This is a genomic window from Microbacterium algeriense (assembly GCF_008868005.1).
Classification (GTDB): Bacteria; Actinomycetota; Actinomycetes; order Actinomycetales; family Microbacteriaceae; genus Microbacterium; species Microbacterium algeriense.
In genome coordinates, this window is sequence record NZ_WAAO01000003.1 from 12,910 (window position 1) to 27,987 (window position 15,078).

Annotated in this window: 13 protein-coding genes and 1 riboswitch; of the genes, 11 read left to right on the forward strand and 2 right to left on the reverse strand. The window is 70.8% G+C overall.

Annotated features, from left to right (window positions below; genetic code table 11):
* The first annotated feature begins 6 nt into the window (after positions 1–6).
* The 5 genes from hpaD (at position 7) to F6A08_RS13865 (ending at position 4,825) form a co-directional block, all read left to right on the forward strand.
* Complete coding sequence (gene hpaD / locus F6A08_RS13845; RefSeq protein WP_151459769.1) at positions 7–1,173, forward strand: 3,4-dihydroxyphenylacetate 2,3-dioxygenase; 1,167 nt, start codon at positions 7–9, stop codon at positions 1,171–1,173.
* Between the two features lie 9 nt (positions 1,174–1,182).
* Positions 1,183–1,968 carry a fumarylacetoacetate hydrolase family protein gene (locus tag F6A08_RS13850; RefSeq protein WP_060922855.1) on the forward strand — a complete coding sequence of 262 codons (786 nt, stop codon included), beginning with the start codon at positions 1,183–1,185 and terminating at the stop codon, positions 1,966–1,968.
* Positions 1,953–2,753, forward strand: coding sequence for an HpcH/HpaI aldolase family protein (locus F6A08_RS13855; RefSeq protein WP_017204104.1), 801 nt, complete (start codon positions 1,953–1,955; stop codon positions 2,751–2,753). Before F6A08_RS13850 ends, F6A08_RS13855 begins: the two co-directional genes overlap by 16 nt.
* Before the next feature lie 91 nt (positions 2,754–2,844).
* The gene (locus tag F6A08_RS13860) at positions 2,845–4,089 is read left to right on the forward strand and encodes an MFS transporter (RefSeq protein WP_151459770.1); all 1,245 of its coding nucleotides are present in this window, start codon (positions 2,845–2,847) and stop codon (positions 4,087–4,089) included.
* Positions 4,090–4,111: 22 nt separating this feature from the next.
* Positions 4,112–4,825, forward strand: a complete 714-nt coding sequence (locus tag F6A08_RS13865; protein WP_151459771.1) for a DUF6882 domain-containing protein — start codon at positions 4,112–4,114, stop codon at positions 4,823–4,825.
* Positions 4,826–4,894: 69 nt separating this feature from the next.
* On the opposite strand, the gene F6A08_RS13870 is transcribed toward F6A08_RS13865, so the two are convergent.
* A complete protein-coding gene (locus tag F6A08_RS13870; RefSeq protein WP_124895027.1) occupies positions 4,895–5,773 on the reverse strand; it encodes a bifunctional methylenetetrahydrofolate dehydrogenase/methenyltetrahydrofolate cyclohydrolase in 879 nt (292 codons plus the stop codon).
* Between the two features lie 117 nt (positions 5,774–5,890).
* Positions 5,891–7,165, reverse strand: a complete 1,275-nt coding sequence (gene glyA / locus F6A08_RS13875; protein WP_017204100.1) for a serine hydroxymethyltransferase — start codon at positions 7,163–7,165, stop codon at positions 5,891–5,893.
* A 38-nt stretch (positions 7,166–7,203) separates the two neighbouring features.
* Positions 7,204–7,288: riboswitch (ZMP/ZTP riboswitch) on the reverse strand.
* A 118-nt stretch (positions 7,289–7,406) separates the two neighbouring features.
* On the opposite strand from glyA, the gene F6A08_RS13880 reads away from it, so the two are divergent.
* The 6 genes from F6A08_RS13880 to F6A08_RS13905 all read left to right on the forward strand — a co-directional run bounded on the left by F6A08_RS13880 (position 7,407) and on the right by F6A08_RS13905 (position 15,073).
* Positions 7,407–8,918 (forward strand): family 20 glycosylhydrolase, encoded by a 1,512-nt coding sequence (locus F6A08_RS13880; RefSeq protein WP_151459772.1) that lies wholly within the window; start codon positions 7,407–7,409, stop codon positions 8,916–8,918.
* Positions 8,915–10,087, forward strand: coding sequence for an N-acetylglucosamine-6-phosphate deacetylase (gene nagA, locus F6A08_RS13885; protein ID WP_124895024.1), 1,173 nt, complete (start codon positions 8,915–8,917; stop codon positions 10,085–10,087). The genes F6A08_RS13880 and nagA overlap by 4 nt, the downstream gene beginning before the upstream one ends.
* Positions 10,088–10,787: 700 nt before the next feature.
* Positions 10,788–12,890 carry a sigma-70 family RNA polymerase sigma factor gene (locus F6A08_RS13890; protein WP_225855850.1) on the forward strand — a complete coding sequence of 701 codons (2,103 nt, stop codon included), beginning with the start codon at positions 10,788–10,790 and terminating at the stop codon, positions 12,888–12,890.
* A gap of 9 nt (positions 12,891–12,899) precedes the next feature.
* Positions 12,900–13,271 carry a YrdB family protein gene (locus tag F6A08_RS13895; RefSeq protein ID WP_124895022.1) on the forward strand — a complete coding sequence of 124 codons (372 nt, stop codon included), beginning with the start codon at positions 12,900–12,902 and terminating at the stop codon, positions 13,269–13,271.
* A gap of 37 nt (positions 13,272–13,308) precedes the next feature.
* Complete coding sequence (locus F6A08_RS13900; protein ID WP_017204097.1) at positions 13,309–14,673, forward strand: FAD-binding oxidoreductase; 1,365 nt, start codon at positions 13,309–13,311, stop codon at positions 14,671–14,673.
* Positions 14,666–15,073, forward strand: a complete 408-nt coding sequence (locus F6A08_RS13905; protein ID WP_017204096.1) for an NUDIX hydrolase — start codon at positions 14,666–14,668, stop codon at positions 15,071–15,073. Before F6A08_RS13900 ends, F6A08_RS13905 begins: the two co-directional genes overlap by 8 nt.
* The last annotated feature ends 5 nt before the right edge of the window (positions 15,074–15,078 follow it).

Here is a 15,078-nt window from a genome sequence, read left to right on the forward strand (position 1 = left end):
GCTGACATGACACACCGCGAAGACATGACCCTGACCTCCTCGGGGTACTACGTGAGCCAGGAGGCTCCGATCCACTCCGACAACCCCGTCGCGACGCCGAAGAGCACCCCGCCGGACATCCTGCGCTGCGCCTACATGGAGATCGTCGTGACGGATCTGGCCGCCTCCCGCCAGTTCTACGTCGACATCCTCGGCCTGTACGTGACGGAAGAGGACGACGAGGCGATCTACCTGCGCTCCACGGAGGAGTTCATCCACCACAACCTCGTGCTGCGCAAGGGACCGATCGCCGCGGTCGCCGCGTTCTCGTACCGGGTGCGCTCGGCGGAGGACCTCGACCGCGCCGTGGAGTTCTACACCGAACTCGGCTGCGACGTCCGGCGTCAGGAGAACGGCTTCGTGAAGGGCATCGGCGACTCCGTGCGCGTCGTCGACCCGCTCGGCTTCCCGTACGAGTTCTTCTACGCCACCGACCACGTCGAGCGCCTGTCCTGGCGGTACGACCTGCACACCCCGGGTGAGCTCGTGCGCCTCGACCACTTCAACCAGGTCACCCCCGACGTGCCGCGCGCGGTGCGCCACTACCAGGACCTCGGCTTCCGCGTGACTGAGGACATCCAGGACGACGAGGGCACCGTGTACGCCGCCTGGATGCGTCGCAAGCCCACCGTGCACGACACCGCAGCGACCGGCGGCGACGGTCCGCGCATGCACCACGTCGCCTTCGCGACGCACGAGAAGCACAACATCCTCGCGATCTGCGACAAGCTCGGGGCGCTGCGCCGCTCCGACGCCATCGAGCGCGGCCCCGGCCGGCACGGCGTCTCCAACGCGTTCTACCTCTACCTGCGCGACCCCGACGGGCACCGCGTCGAGATCTACACGCAGGACTACTACACCGGCGACCCGGACAACCCGGTCGTCACCTGGGACGTGCACGACAACCAGCGCCGTGACTGGTGGGGCACCCCGGTGGTCCCCTCCTGGTACACCGACGCCTCGCTCGTGCTCGACCTCGACGGCAACCCGCAGCCGGTGATCGCCCGCACGGACTCCAGCGAGATGGCCGTGACGATCGGCGCCGACGGCTTCTCCTACACCCGCGCGGACGAGGGCGAGAAGTCGATGCCCGAGTACAAGCAGGGCGAGTACAAGCTCGGCCACCAGCTCTAGGAGTCACGGATGCTGTCTGAGGAGACGATCGCGCAGATCGCGGCGGAGCTCGCCGAGGCCGACCGCACCCACGGGGTGATCCCACGCATCACGGCGCGGTACCCCGAGGCGACCGTGGAGGACTCCTACGCCATCCAGGGCGTGTGGCGGGACTCGCAGGTCGCGGCCGGCCGCCGGCTCGTGGGGCGCAAGATCGGCCTGACCTCGAAGGCCATGCAGCAGGCGACGGGGATCACCGAGCCCGACTACGGCGTCATGTTCGACGACACCGTGTACGAGTCGGGCGCGGAGATCCCCACGGATCACTTCTCCAACGTCCGCATCGAGGTCGAGCTCGCGTTCGTGCTCAAGGAACCGCTGGAGGGCCCCGACTGCACGCTGGAGGACGCCCTCGCCGCGATCGACTACGCCGTGCCGGCCCTCGAGGTGCTCAACTCGCACATCGAGCTCGAGGGCCGCACGATCGTCGACACCATCAGCGACAACGCCGCCTACGGGGCGATGGTGCTGGGGACGGTGCGCAAGCGCCCGGACGAGATCGACCTGCGGTGGGTTCCCGGCGTCCTCTCCCGCAACGGGGAGATCGAGGAGACCGGCGTCGCCGCCGGCGTGCTCGGTCACCCCGCCACGGGAGTCGCGTGGCTGGCGAACAAGTTCCACCAGCACGGCGCGCGTCTGGAGGCGGGCGAGATCATCCTGGCAGGATCGTTCACACGCCCGATGTGGGTGTCGCGCGGCGACGAGGTGCTGTGCGACTACGGACCGATGGGGACCATCACATGCCGCTTCGTCTAGATCCGTCCTTCCGCGAGCAGCTCGCCGCGTCCGACCACCCCTTCGTGGGGATGTGGGTGTGCTCCGGCAGCCCGCTGCTCGCCGAGGTCGCCGCGGGCTCCGGACTGGACTGGCTGCTCATCGACATGGAGCACTCGGCCAACACGCTCGAGTCCGTGCTGCTGCAGCTGCAGGCGGTCGCGGCCTACCCGGTCACCCCGCTGGTCCGGGTGCCGTTCAACGACGCGGTCGCGATCAAGCAGGTGCTCGACCTCGGCGCGCAGAACCTCATCGTCCCCATGGTGTCGTCCGCCGACGAGGCCGGGGCCGCCGTGGCCGCGACCCGCTATCCCCCCGAGGGCGTCCGCGGGGTCGGCAGCGCCCTGGCCCGCAGCGCCCGCTGGAACCGCGTCGACCGCTACCTGCAGGAGTCCGCGCAGCACGTGTCGCTCACCGTGCAGATCGAGACGGCCGCCGGGGTCGAGGCCGCCGCCGACATCGCCGCGGTCGACGGGGTGGACGCCGTGTTCGTCGGCCCCTCCGACCTGTCCGCGTCGATGGGCCTGCTCGGACAGCAGACGCATCCGGACGTGGTCGCCGCCGTCGAGTCGGTGTTCGCCGCGGTCAAGGGCGCAGGGAAGCCGGTGGGCGTGAACGCCTTCGACCCCTCCGCCGCCGACGCGTACCTCGCGGCGGGCGCGGACTTCGTGGCCGTCGGTGCCGACGTGGCTCTCCTCGCCCGCGCCTCCGAGTCCCTCGCCGCGCGCTTCCGCGGAACCGACGACGCCCGTCGGTCGAGCTACTGACGCGCGTCGCGGAACAGCGGCCTGACGGCGCCGAGTCCCGCGCCCGTCGGCCGTGGCAGGATGGACGGATGCGCAGGAGCGAGGCCGGGACATGATCCGCGGACTCGCCGCGATGCAGGACCGCAACTTCCGCTGGTTCTTCCTCGCGCGCGCGATCACCATGGTCACGGGCTCGATGTCGTCGATCGCCCTGGCGTTCGCGGTGCTCGAGATCGACAACGACGCGCGATCCCTCTCGCTGGTCCTCGCCGCGTTCACGGTCAGCAACATCGTCTTCGTGCTGTTCGGTGGTGTGATCGCCGACCGCCTGCCGCGCGCCCTCATCATCCAGGCCTGCTACGTCGTCGACATCCTGTCCATCGGCACGATCGCGGCCCTCCTGTTCACCGGCACCGCCACCGTCCCCCTCATCGCGGTGCTCTCGGTCGTGAACGGCGCGTCGACGGCGTTCGTGCTGCCGGCGATGCAGGGCATCATCCCGCAGCTGACGACGCCTGAGCACCTGCAGCAGGCGAATGCGATGCTCTCCTTCGTGCGGTCGGCGGTCACGATCGGCGGCCCGATCATCGCGGGCATCCTCGTCGCGACGGCAGGGCCCGCATGGGCGATGGTGGTCCAGGCCGCCGGGTGGGTGATCGCGATCCCGGTGCTCGCCCTCGTGAAGCTCCCCCCACCCGCGCACGGCGGCGGCACCACGATGTTCCACGATCTGCGCGTCGGCTGGCAGGAGTTCTGGAGCCGCTCCTGGCTGTGGGCGATCGTGCTCGCCTTCATGGTGATGAACGCCATCCATGTCGGTGCTTGGGGTGTCGTCGGGCCCTACATCGCGAAGAACGACGACCGGCTCGGCATCAGCGGCTGGGGATGGGTCGTCAGCGCGGAGGGCGCCGGCGTCCTGCTGATGACCCTGCTGCTGATGTGGTTCCCGCTGCGGCGGCCGCTGCGCTACGGGATGATCGGCATGGCCGCCTTCGCGATCCCGCTGACCGTGCTCGGCGTGCACCCCGCCGTCGTGCTCCTCGCGATGGCCGCGTTCATCGCGGGGGCAGGCGCCGAGGTGTTCTCGACCGGCTGGAACCTCGCGATGATGGAGAACATCCCCGGCGAGAAGCTGTCCCGCGTCGCCAGCTACGACATGCTCGGCAGCTTCGTGGTGATGCCGATCGGCACGCTCGTGTACGGCTGGCTCATCACGCACGCCGATCCCGCGACCGTGCTGGTCACCTCCGGCGCGGTCTATGCGGTGATCGCCCTGGCGACCCTGGCCGTGCCGAGCGTGTGGCGGATGGGGCGCCCGGACGGCGTCGCCGCGTCGCCCGCACTGGCGGATTCATAGCATCTCCGGCGAGACTGTCGGCATGACCTTCGCCGCGCTCCAGCCCCTCGCCGACCGTGCCGCGCTCTTCGTCGCGCTTCGTCAGGATGCCCTCTCCGCCGCTGCCGATGCCCTCGGCGACCATCGCTGGGATGCGGACATGGCCGCCGGCACCCTGACCTTCACGGCGAACGACGACCCGTCCCGCCAGCTCGCCACCCGGTCGCACCTCGTGGCGACGATCGCCCCCGGACCCCGTTCGCTGCTGTGGGCCTGGGCACACCCGAGCGGCGACCCGCAGGGCATCGCCGCTCAGCTGCGTGCGTACGGCGAGCAGCACCGTATCGCAGAGCTGACCGCGGCCGAGGTCCCGTTCCCCGCCGATGCCTCGGGCGACGAGGACTGGATCGCGCAGGCGGCGCACACCATCGGAGGGGTCGCGGTCGAGCTCACCGGCCGCGCCCCGTACTATTCCGCGCCGGTGGGCAACGGCACGCGTGCGGTGTTCCTGCTCGACGCGCCGCTGCCCCCGCTGACGGTCGCGGAGGCGGTGGTGGCCCTGCCTCGGATCCTGTCCGGCACGGCGCTCTCCGATGCGCGCACCTCGGTGTGGGACCTCGCTCGGCTCGCCGGCTGGACCCTCACCTGGACGGACGAGTCCTTCTCCGGCGCCGAGGTGGCCGATGCCACCGGCACCGCGACCTTCCGCTTCGACGAGCAGGCGCGCATCGCCGGCATCGAGTCCTCCCTCCGCTGACCCGCGTTCCGGTCGCGAAAAAGCACCCATCCGAGGCCTGGATGGGTGCTTTTTCGCGACTGGAGCGGGTCAGGCGAGACGCTCGGCGGCCTCAACCACGTTGGTCATGAGCAGCGCGACCGTCATCGGGCCCACGCCGCCCGGGTTCGGCGAGAGGTATCCGGCGACCTCGGCGACCTCGGGGGCGACGTCCCCGAACACCAGGCTCTTGCCCGTCTCGGGGTCGGTCTCCCTCGTCACGCCCACGTCGAGCACGGCGGCCCCTGGCTTGACGTCCTCCGCACGGATGAGGTGCTTGACGCCCGCGGCAGCCACGATCACGTCGGCCTCCCGCAGATAGCGCGGCATGTCCACCGTTCCCGTGTGGGTCAGGGTGACCGTGGCGTTGAGGTCGCGGCGGGTCAGCAGCAGCCCGATCGAGCGGCCGATCGTCACTCCGCGGCCGACCACGACCACGTGCTTGCCCTGGAGGTCGTAGTCGTTGCGCAGCAGCAGCTCGATCACACCGCGCGGCGTGCACGGCAGCGGGGTGTGGATCGGGCCGTTGACGTTGAGCACGAGCCGGCCGAGGTTGGTCGGGTGCAGCCCGTCCGCGTCCTTCGCCGGGTCGATCCGCTCGAGGATCGCGTCCGTGTCGAGGTGCTTCGGCAGCGGCAGCTGCACGATGTAGCCGTGGCAGGCGGGGTCGGCGTTGAGCTCGTCGATCAGGGCTTCGACGTCTTCCTGCGTGGCGTCCGCGGGGAGCTCGCGCTGGATCGAGTTCATCCCGATCGCCTCGGACTGCCGGTGCTTCATGCCGACGTACAGCTGCGATGCCGGGTCCGCACCAACGAGCACCGTCGCGATGCCCGGCGTGATGCCCTTCGCCGTGAGCGCGGCGACGCGCTCGGTGAGCTCCGCCCGGATCGCGGCGGACGCCGCCTTCCCATCCAGGATCTTCGCGGTCATGTCTTCGTCCCTTCTTCCTTACGTTGTCGCCGCCGAGTGCACGGCCTGTCGGCGAGTGCACGGCTTCATCGCGTGGCGAAGCCGTGCACTCGGCGGGTTGTCGTGCACTCGCGAGGATTACTGCTGCAGATCGGGGTAGAGCGGGAACGCGGCGGCGAGGGCGTCGACGCGGGCGCGGAGGGACTCCACGTCGGCGCCGGGGAGCAGCGCGAGGGCGATGATGTCGGCGACCTCGGTGAACTCGGCGTCGCCGAAGCCGCGGGTCGCGAGCGCCGGGGTGCCGATGCGCAGACCCGAGGTCACCATCGGCGGACGCGGGTCGTTCGGGACGGCGTTGCGGTTCACAGTGATGTGGATGTCGTGCAGGAGGTCTTCCGCCTGCTTGCCGTCGATCTCGGCGTCGCGGAGGTCGACCAGCACGAGGTGCACGTCGGTGCCGCCGGAGCGCACGGCGATGCCGGCGTCCTTCACGTCCTGCTGCGCCAGGCGCTCGGCGATGAGCTTCGCACCGCGGAGCACGCGCTCCTGACGCTCCTTGAACTCCGGCGTGCCTGCGAGCTTGAACGCGGTCGCCTTCGCGGCGATCACGTGCATGAGCGGGCCGCCCTGCTGGCCGGGGAACACCGCGGTGTTGATCTTCTTGGCGAGCTCGGCGTCGTTGGTGAGGATGAAGCCGGAGCGCGGGCCGCCGATGGTCTTGTGCACCGTCGAGGAGACGACGTGGGCGTGCGGCACCGGGTTCGGGTGCAGCCCCGCGGCGACCAGACCGGCGAAGTGCGCCATGTCGACCCAGAGCAGCGCGCCCACCTCGTCGGCGATCGCACGGAACGCCGCGAAGTCCATCGTGCGGGGGTAGGCGGACCAGCCGGCGATGATCACCTTGGGCTTGTGCTCGATCGCGAGACGACGCACCTCGTCCATGTCGATCGTCGAGGTCTCGGGGTCGACCCCGTAGGCGACGATGTCGTAGAGCCGGCCGGAGAAGTTGATCTTCATGCCGTGCGTCAGGTGGCCGCCCTGGTCGAGCGAGAGGCCGAGCAGGGTGTCACCGGGGCGGGCGATCGCGTGCAGGACGGCCGCGTTGGCCGAGGCGCCGGAGTGCGGCTGGACGTTCGCGAACTCCGCCCCGAACAGGCTCTTCGCCCGCTCGATCGCGAGCTCCTCCGCCACGTCGACCTCTTCGCAGCCGCCGTAGTAACGGCGTCCGGGGTAGCCCTCGGCGTACTTGTTGGTGAGCACGGAGCCCTGCGACTGCAGCACCGAGACGGGGACGAAGTTCTCCGACGCGATCATCTCGAGGAAGGTCTGCTGACGCTTCAGCTCGCGGTCGAGCACCTGGGCGATCTCGGGATCGACCTCGGAGAGCGGGGCGTTGAAGTAACGGTCGGTCATGACGTGCTCCTTTTGACGACGGATTCGAAAGGGGTGTTCCTATCGGCCCAGGCGCGCGGTCGAATTCCGTGGTCAGTCGCTCCCCGGTGGTAGTCCACCCAGACGCCAGTCGCGACGGTTACGAGCATAGCGGATCGCCGACGCCTGCACGGCGGCGGATCGGATCGCGGGGCCGGGTGATCGCAGAATCGATTCGACCTCTCCCATTCCGCCGGAGCGTCGCGCCGGGTAGGTTTTGTTCATGGTCCTTCCTCATTCTCTTCCGCTCGTGCCCGCGCCGGTGTCCGCCCTCGCACGAGAGGGACGGATGCCGGTCACCGCGACGACGCGCGTGCTCGGCTCCTCCCCCGCCGCCGCCCAGCTGATCGACGCGATGGAGCGCCGCACCGGGATCCGCCTCGACAGCACCGTCGACGGACCAGCGGAGATCGAGCTGCTCATCGATCCGGACTCCTCCGCGGCGGAGGGCTACACGCTGGAGATCGGCGATCGCGCGATCATCATCGGCGCCGACGAAGCCGGGCTCTTCTACGGCGTCCAGACGCTGCTGCAGCTGCTCCGGGAGGACGACGCCGGCTGGGGGCTGCTCCGTGCCGACATCGCCGACTCCCCTCGGTTCCCCCGTCGCGGCGTGATGCTCGACGTGACCAGGCACTTCTTCGGCGTCGACGACGTCAAGACGTTCATCGACAGCACGAGCGCCCTGAAACTGAACCACCTGCACCTGCACCTGAGCGACGACCAGGGCTGGCGCGTGCAGATCGACTCCTGGCCGCTGCTGACCGAGCGGGCCGCGGCGAGCGCCGCCGACGGCGCGCCGGGCGGCTTCTACACCAAGGACGACTACCGGGAGATCGTCGCCTACGCCGCCGCACGTCACATGATCGTGATCCCGGAGATCGATCTGCCCGGCCACACGCACGCGATCGGCGTGGCCTATCCCGAGCTCGTCGAGGCGCCGGTCATGAACGACGCCCTGATCGCCGACTCGAAGCGCCTGGGTCAGCCCCTTCCGGTCGCCGGCGAGCCGTACCTCGGCTGGGGCGTCGGGCACTCCAGCGTCCGCATCCACTCGGAGCGCACGTACGAGTTCGTGCGCGACGTCGTCCGCGAGCTCGCCGAGATGACCCCGGGACCGTACATCCACATCGGCGGCGACGAGTCGCTCGGCACCCCGCAGGCCGACTTCGACCTCTTCGCCGAGCGCGCGACGGCGATCGTCGTCGAGGCGGGCAAGGTCCCCGTGGCCTGGCACGAGATGGGCTCGGCCGCCGCCATCGCGGAGGGGACGATCGGGCAGTACTGGGGCAAGACGACGCCGGAGGGCACGCACGCGGCAGAAGCGGCGCACTTCGTCGAGCGCGGCGGCGCCCTCATCATGTCGGCGGCGAACGCGACGTACCTCGACATGAAGTACTCCGACGACTTCCCGCTCGGGCTGACCTGGGCGGGCATCATCGACGTCCGGACGGCGTACGAGTGGGAGCCCACCGCTGTCCTCGACGTGCCCGAGTCCGCGATCCTCGGGGTCGAGGCGCCCCTGTGGTCGGAGACGACGCGCACGCTCGACGAGGTCGAGCAGCTGGTGTTCCCCCGTGTCGCAGCTCAGGCCGAGGTCGCCTGGTCTCCGCGGGAGTCGCCGGAGCGCGGATGGGAGTCGTTCCGGGTTCGTCTCGGGTCGCTGGCGCCGCTGTGGAAGGCTGAGGGGGTCGATTTCCACCCCGCAGACGAGATCCCCTGGAGCACACGTTGAGCACCCACTCCTCCGCGACCGGTTCGCTGGTCATCCACTCCGCCCGCATCGTGGATCGCGGCGAGATCGTCGAGGACGGCTGGCTCCGCATCGAGGACGGCTTCATCGTCGCGCGCGGGACGGGATCGGAGTGGACGGCGGCGGATGAGGTGGTCGATGCCACCGCAGTCGCCGGAGCCGGGGCGCTGCTCACGCCCGGGTTCGTCGACATCCACGGCCACGGCGGTGCCGGGGCGGCGTTCGACGACGGCGTGGAGGCGATCCGCGCCGGACGCGCTCTGCACCGCGAACACGGCACCACACGCGCCGTGATCTCGCTCGTGACCGCGTCCGTCGACGCGCTCGCCGAGAGCGTCGCGGCCATCGCCGATCTGACCGAGACGGATGCCGACGTCCTGGGCTCCCACCTCGAGGGCCCCTTCCTCGACCCCGGTCATCACGGTGCGCACGAGCCCTCGCTGCTGCGGCATCCGACGGCGGATGACGTCGCGCGGCTGCTGGCGGCAGGCCGCGGCACGATCCGGCAGATCACGATCGCTCCCGAGCTGCCGGGGGGCCTCGACGCGATCCGGCAGATCGTGGCGGCCGGCACCGCCGCGGCGGTCGGACACACCGACGCGGACGCCGCGATGGCCGTGGCCGCCTTCGAGGCGGGGGCATCGATCCTCACGCATGCCTTCAATGCGATGCCGGGGATCCATCACCGGGCGCCCGGCCCTGTGCTCGCTGCCGCCGCGGACCATCGGGTCGTCCTGGAAGCGATCGCCGACAACGTGCACCTCGACCCGCACGTCATCAAGCTCGTCTTCGACTCCGCCCCCGGGCGTGTGGCTCTGATCACGGATGCGATGGCAGCCGCGGGAAGCGCCGACGGCCACTACGACCTCGGCGCCGTGAGCGTCACGGTCGAGGACGGCGTGGCACGGGCGGACGACACCGGATCGATCGCCGGCTCGACCCTCACCCAGGATGTGGCGCTGCGACGGGCCGTGCAGGCGGGAGCGACGCTCCCCGCGGCGGTGCAGGCGCTCACGGAGACGCCGGCGCGGGCGATCGGGCGCGACGCCGTTCTCGGCCGACTCCAGGAAGGACTGCTCGGCGATGCGGTGCTGCTGGATGCGGACCTGCGCGTCGCACGCGTCTGGACGGGAGCCCGGCTGATCGTCTGAGGGCATCGAGAACTGCGCGCGACGCGCAGCTCTGCGCTCTCCGGTCGTACGTGTGGCGGAGGATGGGAGGCCGCCGTTCCCCAGATCGGCGGCCTCATCCCCCCTCGTGAGATCGGGCGGTCGGGAACTCCTCCCCCGAGGGTCCCGACCCGCCCAGCCGGTGCAGTTGCCCCCCGCACCAGCAGCCAGAACTCCGCCCCCCGGTGGAGTTCGCACGGCTGTCTCACTGGATGAGATGACACTCACCCGTTTTCATTACGCGACTTCTCGAAAATCCTCGGGAAGCTCCTCGATCCGTGATCGATGCGTGTGGGAGGCCGCCGTCCCCGATCGTCGGCCTCGTTCGCGAGACGCGGGCGGTCGGGCACTCCTCCCCCGAGGCTCCCGACCCGCCCTCTCGACACGGAACCCCGTGTCGATACCTGAACCCCGCCCCCCAGCGGAGTCCGTACGGCTGTCTCACCGGAAGAGATGGCGTCGAGCCGGTTTCATTACGCGACTTCGCGAAAAAACCTCCCCGACTCGCTCGCCCCGCGACCGACGCGGACGGCGGGACGAGTGTTCCCGAGGATCGACTCGGAATCCCGACGAGGGCTGGCTTCCCTGGGAGATTCGCGAGAGAATGGAGAAGTCGCGTGATGAGAGGCGCTCTCACGCGTCTCTTCCCGCGGAGGCGTATGCGCGCCCTGCGACCAGATGGATGATTGTGCACGAAGAGAACACGAGTCACGACGAGATCGTCGGCGATGCCGACCTGATCCTCCGCACCCGCTCGGGTGACACGGAGGCATTCGGGGAACTCTGGCGACGCCACTACCCGTCCGGCCTATCCGTCGCTCGCTCGATCACCTCCTCCATCGACCCCGACGACCTCGTGCAGGAGGCGTACACCCGCATCTACCAGGCGATCGTCAAGGGCGGCGGGCCGAACGGCTCCTTCCGCGCGTACCTGTTCACGAGCATCAGGAACACGGCGGCCGGATGGGGACGCGCGCGCCGCGAGACCGCGATCGACGAGCTCGACGCCGTCGCCGACCCCGAGACCACCGATCAGGCAGCCAACGAGGCGCTCGACCGCAGTCTGACCGCCCAGGCGTTCCGCAGCCTCCCGTCCCGCTGGCAGGAGGTCCTCTGGTACACCGAGATCGAGCAGATGAAACCGCAGGAGGTCGGTCCGCTCCTCGGGATGAAGGCCGGCGCCGTCTCGCAGCTCGCCTTCCGCGCCCGGGAGGGCCTGCGCGAAGCCTGGATCCAGGCGCATCTGCGCAGCGCGGCCGAGGGCTCCGACTGCCAGTGGACCATCGAGCACCTGGGCGCGTACTCCCGCGGCAACCTGGGGACGCGCGACCACCGGCGCCTCGAGCTGCACCTGGATGAGTGCGCCCGGTGCATGATCGTCGCCGCCGAAGCCAAGGACGTCTCCAAGCGCCTCGCGCTCGTGCTCCTCCCGCTCGTCCTCGGCGTCACGGGCGCCTCCGGCTATCTGGCCACCCTGCAGGGCGCCGGCACGCCGATCGTCGCGCTGGCCGCGATGCCCTCCGGCATCACCGGCGCCGTCTTCGCGGGCGACCCCGCCTCCGGTTCGGCCGTCACCGGCATCGCGGGAGGCGGCGCCTCCGGCGCGGGCGGATCGGCAGGAGGAGCCTCCGGCACGTCGGCCGGCGCGGGCTCGACCGGCGGCGCGTTCACCGGCATCGGCGCGCTGGTTGGTGCCGGATCCGCGGCTCTCGTGGTCGCCGGGGTCGTCGCCGCCGCGACGATCGTTCCCGGGCTCACCGGAAACGACCCCGAGACGTCCCTTCCCAGCGCGGGAGACAAGGATCCGTCCTCGATCGCGGCGGACGTGGGACCCGACGAGAAGATGAGTCTCGACGAGCCCGTCGTCATCGAGACGTCCGACGAAGAGGTACCCGCGCCGCCCGCGGAGGAGCCCGCCGTGCCGCCGGTGGTCGAGCAGAACGGGCCCGACGTCGCGCCCGCCCCTGTCGTGGTTCCGCCGACGCTGCCCGTCATCCCGGCAGAGCCTTCAGACCCCGCGACCCCCGTCGAACCGGAACCTCCTGTCGACCCGGAGACCCCGGTCGACCCGGAGACCCCGGTCGACCCCGAGACCCCGGTCGACCCCGAGACCCCCGTCGACCCGGAGATCCCCGTCGACCCCGAGATCCCCGTCGACCCGGTGACGCCGCCGGTCTGGGCGCCGGCCAGCGTCGCGATCTCGGAAGACGAGCTCGGCATCATCCACATCCTCTACCGGGTCCCCGTCACCGGGGCCCCGGGGACGACGATCGAGGCGCTGCTCAACGGCAGCCCGCTCGGCGGCGGCACCGTCGTGCTCGACGACACCGGAGCAGGCACGATCACGCTCACGCCCGACATCGTGCAGTATCTGCTCGCGCCGCTCACCAACGTCACCTTCCGGTATGTGCTCGCGTCGGGCGTCGGCCCTTCGACCGAGACGAGCCTCTTCTCCCTCGGTTACCTCGGCGCCCCCGTCGAGGAGGCTCCCGTCGAGGAGGCTCCCGTCGAGGAGGCTCCCGTCGAGGAGGCTCCCGTCGAGGAGGCTCCCGTCGAGGAGGCTCCCGTCGACGAAGCGCCCGTCCAGCAACCCGCTCCCGTTCTGGAGAACGCCCCCGTCGAGGCCACCCCCGCCCAGGAAGCTCCCGTGGAGGCCTCCGTCCAGGAGGCTCCCGTCGAGGAGGCTGCCGTCGAAACCGCAGCCGCCGCGCCGGAAGCCGCGGTCGCCGGTGCGGAGAGCGCGACGGTCGATGCCTCGGCAGAGGGCTCCCCGGTCGCCGAATAGACTGGATCCATGTCCTCGGATCCCGCACCCGTCCCCGGCGTCGAACGCCCGGCTCTGTCCGCGCTCGACATCGTCCGCGCCGTCGTCCTGGTCGTCGCCGTGGCCTCGCTCGCGCTCTGGGGCTTCGCCGCGTGGGCGTTCCCGTGGAACATCGTCGTCGGGATCGGAGCCCCGGTCCTCGTCCTTCTGGTCTGGGCGCTGTTCCTGTCTCCCCGTCCCGTCCTGCGCGTGCACCCGTTCCTCCGTGCTGCGGTCGAGCTCCTGATCTACGTGGGCGTGACGATCGCCTGGTGGTCGATGGGTCAGGCGCTGATCGGCACGGCCTTCGCTCTCGTGGCCGTCGTCGCCGGCGTGCTCAGCGGCCGACGCGCCCTGTCCTGACCCTGGGCCCCGCCCCTGCCGCCGTGAGCGTCCGATCGTGACCCCCCTCGCCCTGCTGCAGGAATCGCTCGGCGCGCTCGTCGACACGCGTGAGGCGTCGCTCGAAGAGGCCAGAGCCGACCGCTCCGGCCACTCCGCGCCCGGCCGCCCCCTCGCCGTCGTGCACGCCGAACGGGTGGAGCACGTCCAGGAGACGCTGCGCATCGCTACCGCGACCAGAACCCCCGTCGTCGTCCGCGGGGCCGGCACCGGGCTCGCCGGGGCCGCGAACGCCGGGACCGGCGAGATCGTGCTCTCCACGCGGCGCATGACCGCGATCCGCGAGGTGCGGCCGGACGATCTGCTGGCCGTCGTGGAACCTGGCATCCTGAACGCCGAACTCAACGCCGCCCTCGCCGCGCACGGACTGTGGTGGCCGCCCGACCCCGCGAGCCGCGACATCTCCACCGTCGGCGGCAACATCGCCACCGGGGCAGGAGGCCTGCTCTGCGCCAAGTACGGCGTCGTGCGCGAGGCGGTGCTCGGCGTCGACCTCGTGCTCGCCGACGGCCGTCTCCTGCACCTCGGACACCGCAGCGTGAAGGGCGTGACCGGACTCGATCTGACCTCGCTGGTCATCGGCTCCGAGGGGACTCTGGGCGTGGTGGTCGGGGCGACCCTCAAGCTTCGGAGACTCGTGCCGGGCGAGACCTGCACGGTCACGGCCACTTTCCCCGGCGTGCGCAGCGCGGCTGCGGCCTCCGCCGCTGTGACCGCCGCGGGCGTGCAGCCGGCGATCATGGAGCTGATGGACGCCGCGAGCCTGACCGCCGTGCACGCCCTCCTCGCGCTGCCGGCCCCGACACCGGGTGCCGCGCAGCTCACCATCCAGACCGACGGCCCTGCCGCGGGTGTCGAAGCGGAGACGATCGCCGGGATCCTGCGCGCGCACGACGGCGTCACGATCGTGTCCCGCGATCGTGACGAGGGCGAGCGCCTCCTCGCGGTCCGGCGTTCGATGCACGCCGCGATGGCCGCACTGGGCACGACGCTGATCGAGGACGTCTCCGTCCCTCGCAGCGCCATGCCCGCGATGTTCGACGAGATCGCCCGCATCGAGCGCGAATACGGACTCACGATCCCCACGGTCGCCCATGCCGGAGACGGCAACCTGCACCCGAACTTCATCTTCGACGGGCCGGAGACGCCGCCGAACGTGTGGGCCGCGGCGGATGAGCTCTTCCGTGCCGCCATCGCTCTCGGCGGCACCCTCACCGGCGAGCACGGCATCGGGGTCCTCAAGCGCCGCTGGCTCGCGGCAGAGCTGGGCGACGACCAGTGGGAGCTCCAGCGCCGGATCGCGGCGGTGTTCGACCCGCTCGGCATCCTCAACCCTGGAAAGGTGTTCGATCCCGATGCCTGACATCCATGTGAGCGCGGCCGTGATCGTCGATGCCGCCCAGCGGGTCCTCGTGGTCCGCAAGGAGGGGACGACCCGTTTCATGCAGCCCGGCGGCAAGCCGGAGCCCGGGGAGTCCGCCGCGCAGACGCTGATCCGCGAACTCGAGGAGGAGCTCGGCCTGGTCCTCCGTGAGGGCGACCTGCGCCCTCTGGGCACCTTCGTCTCTGCCGCGGCCAATGAGCCGGGTCACCGTGTGGTCGCCGAGGCGTTCGCGACCACGATCGATCCCGACGCCGTCACCGTGCAGGCGGAACTCGCCGAACTGCGCTGGATCACCCCGGCCGACGTCGCGACGCTGCCTCTCGCCCCGCTGAGCGTGGAGCACCTGCTCCCGATCGCGTGGCCCGCCCTCGCGGGCTGAGCGCG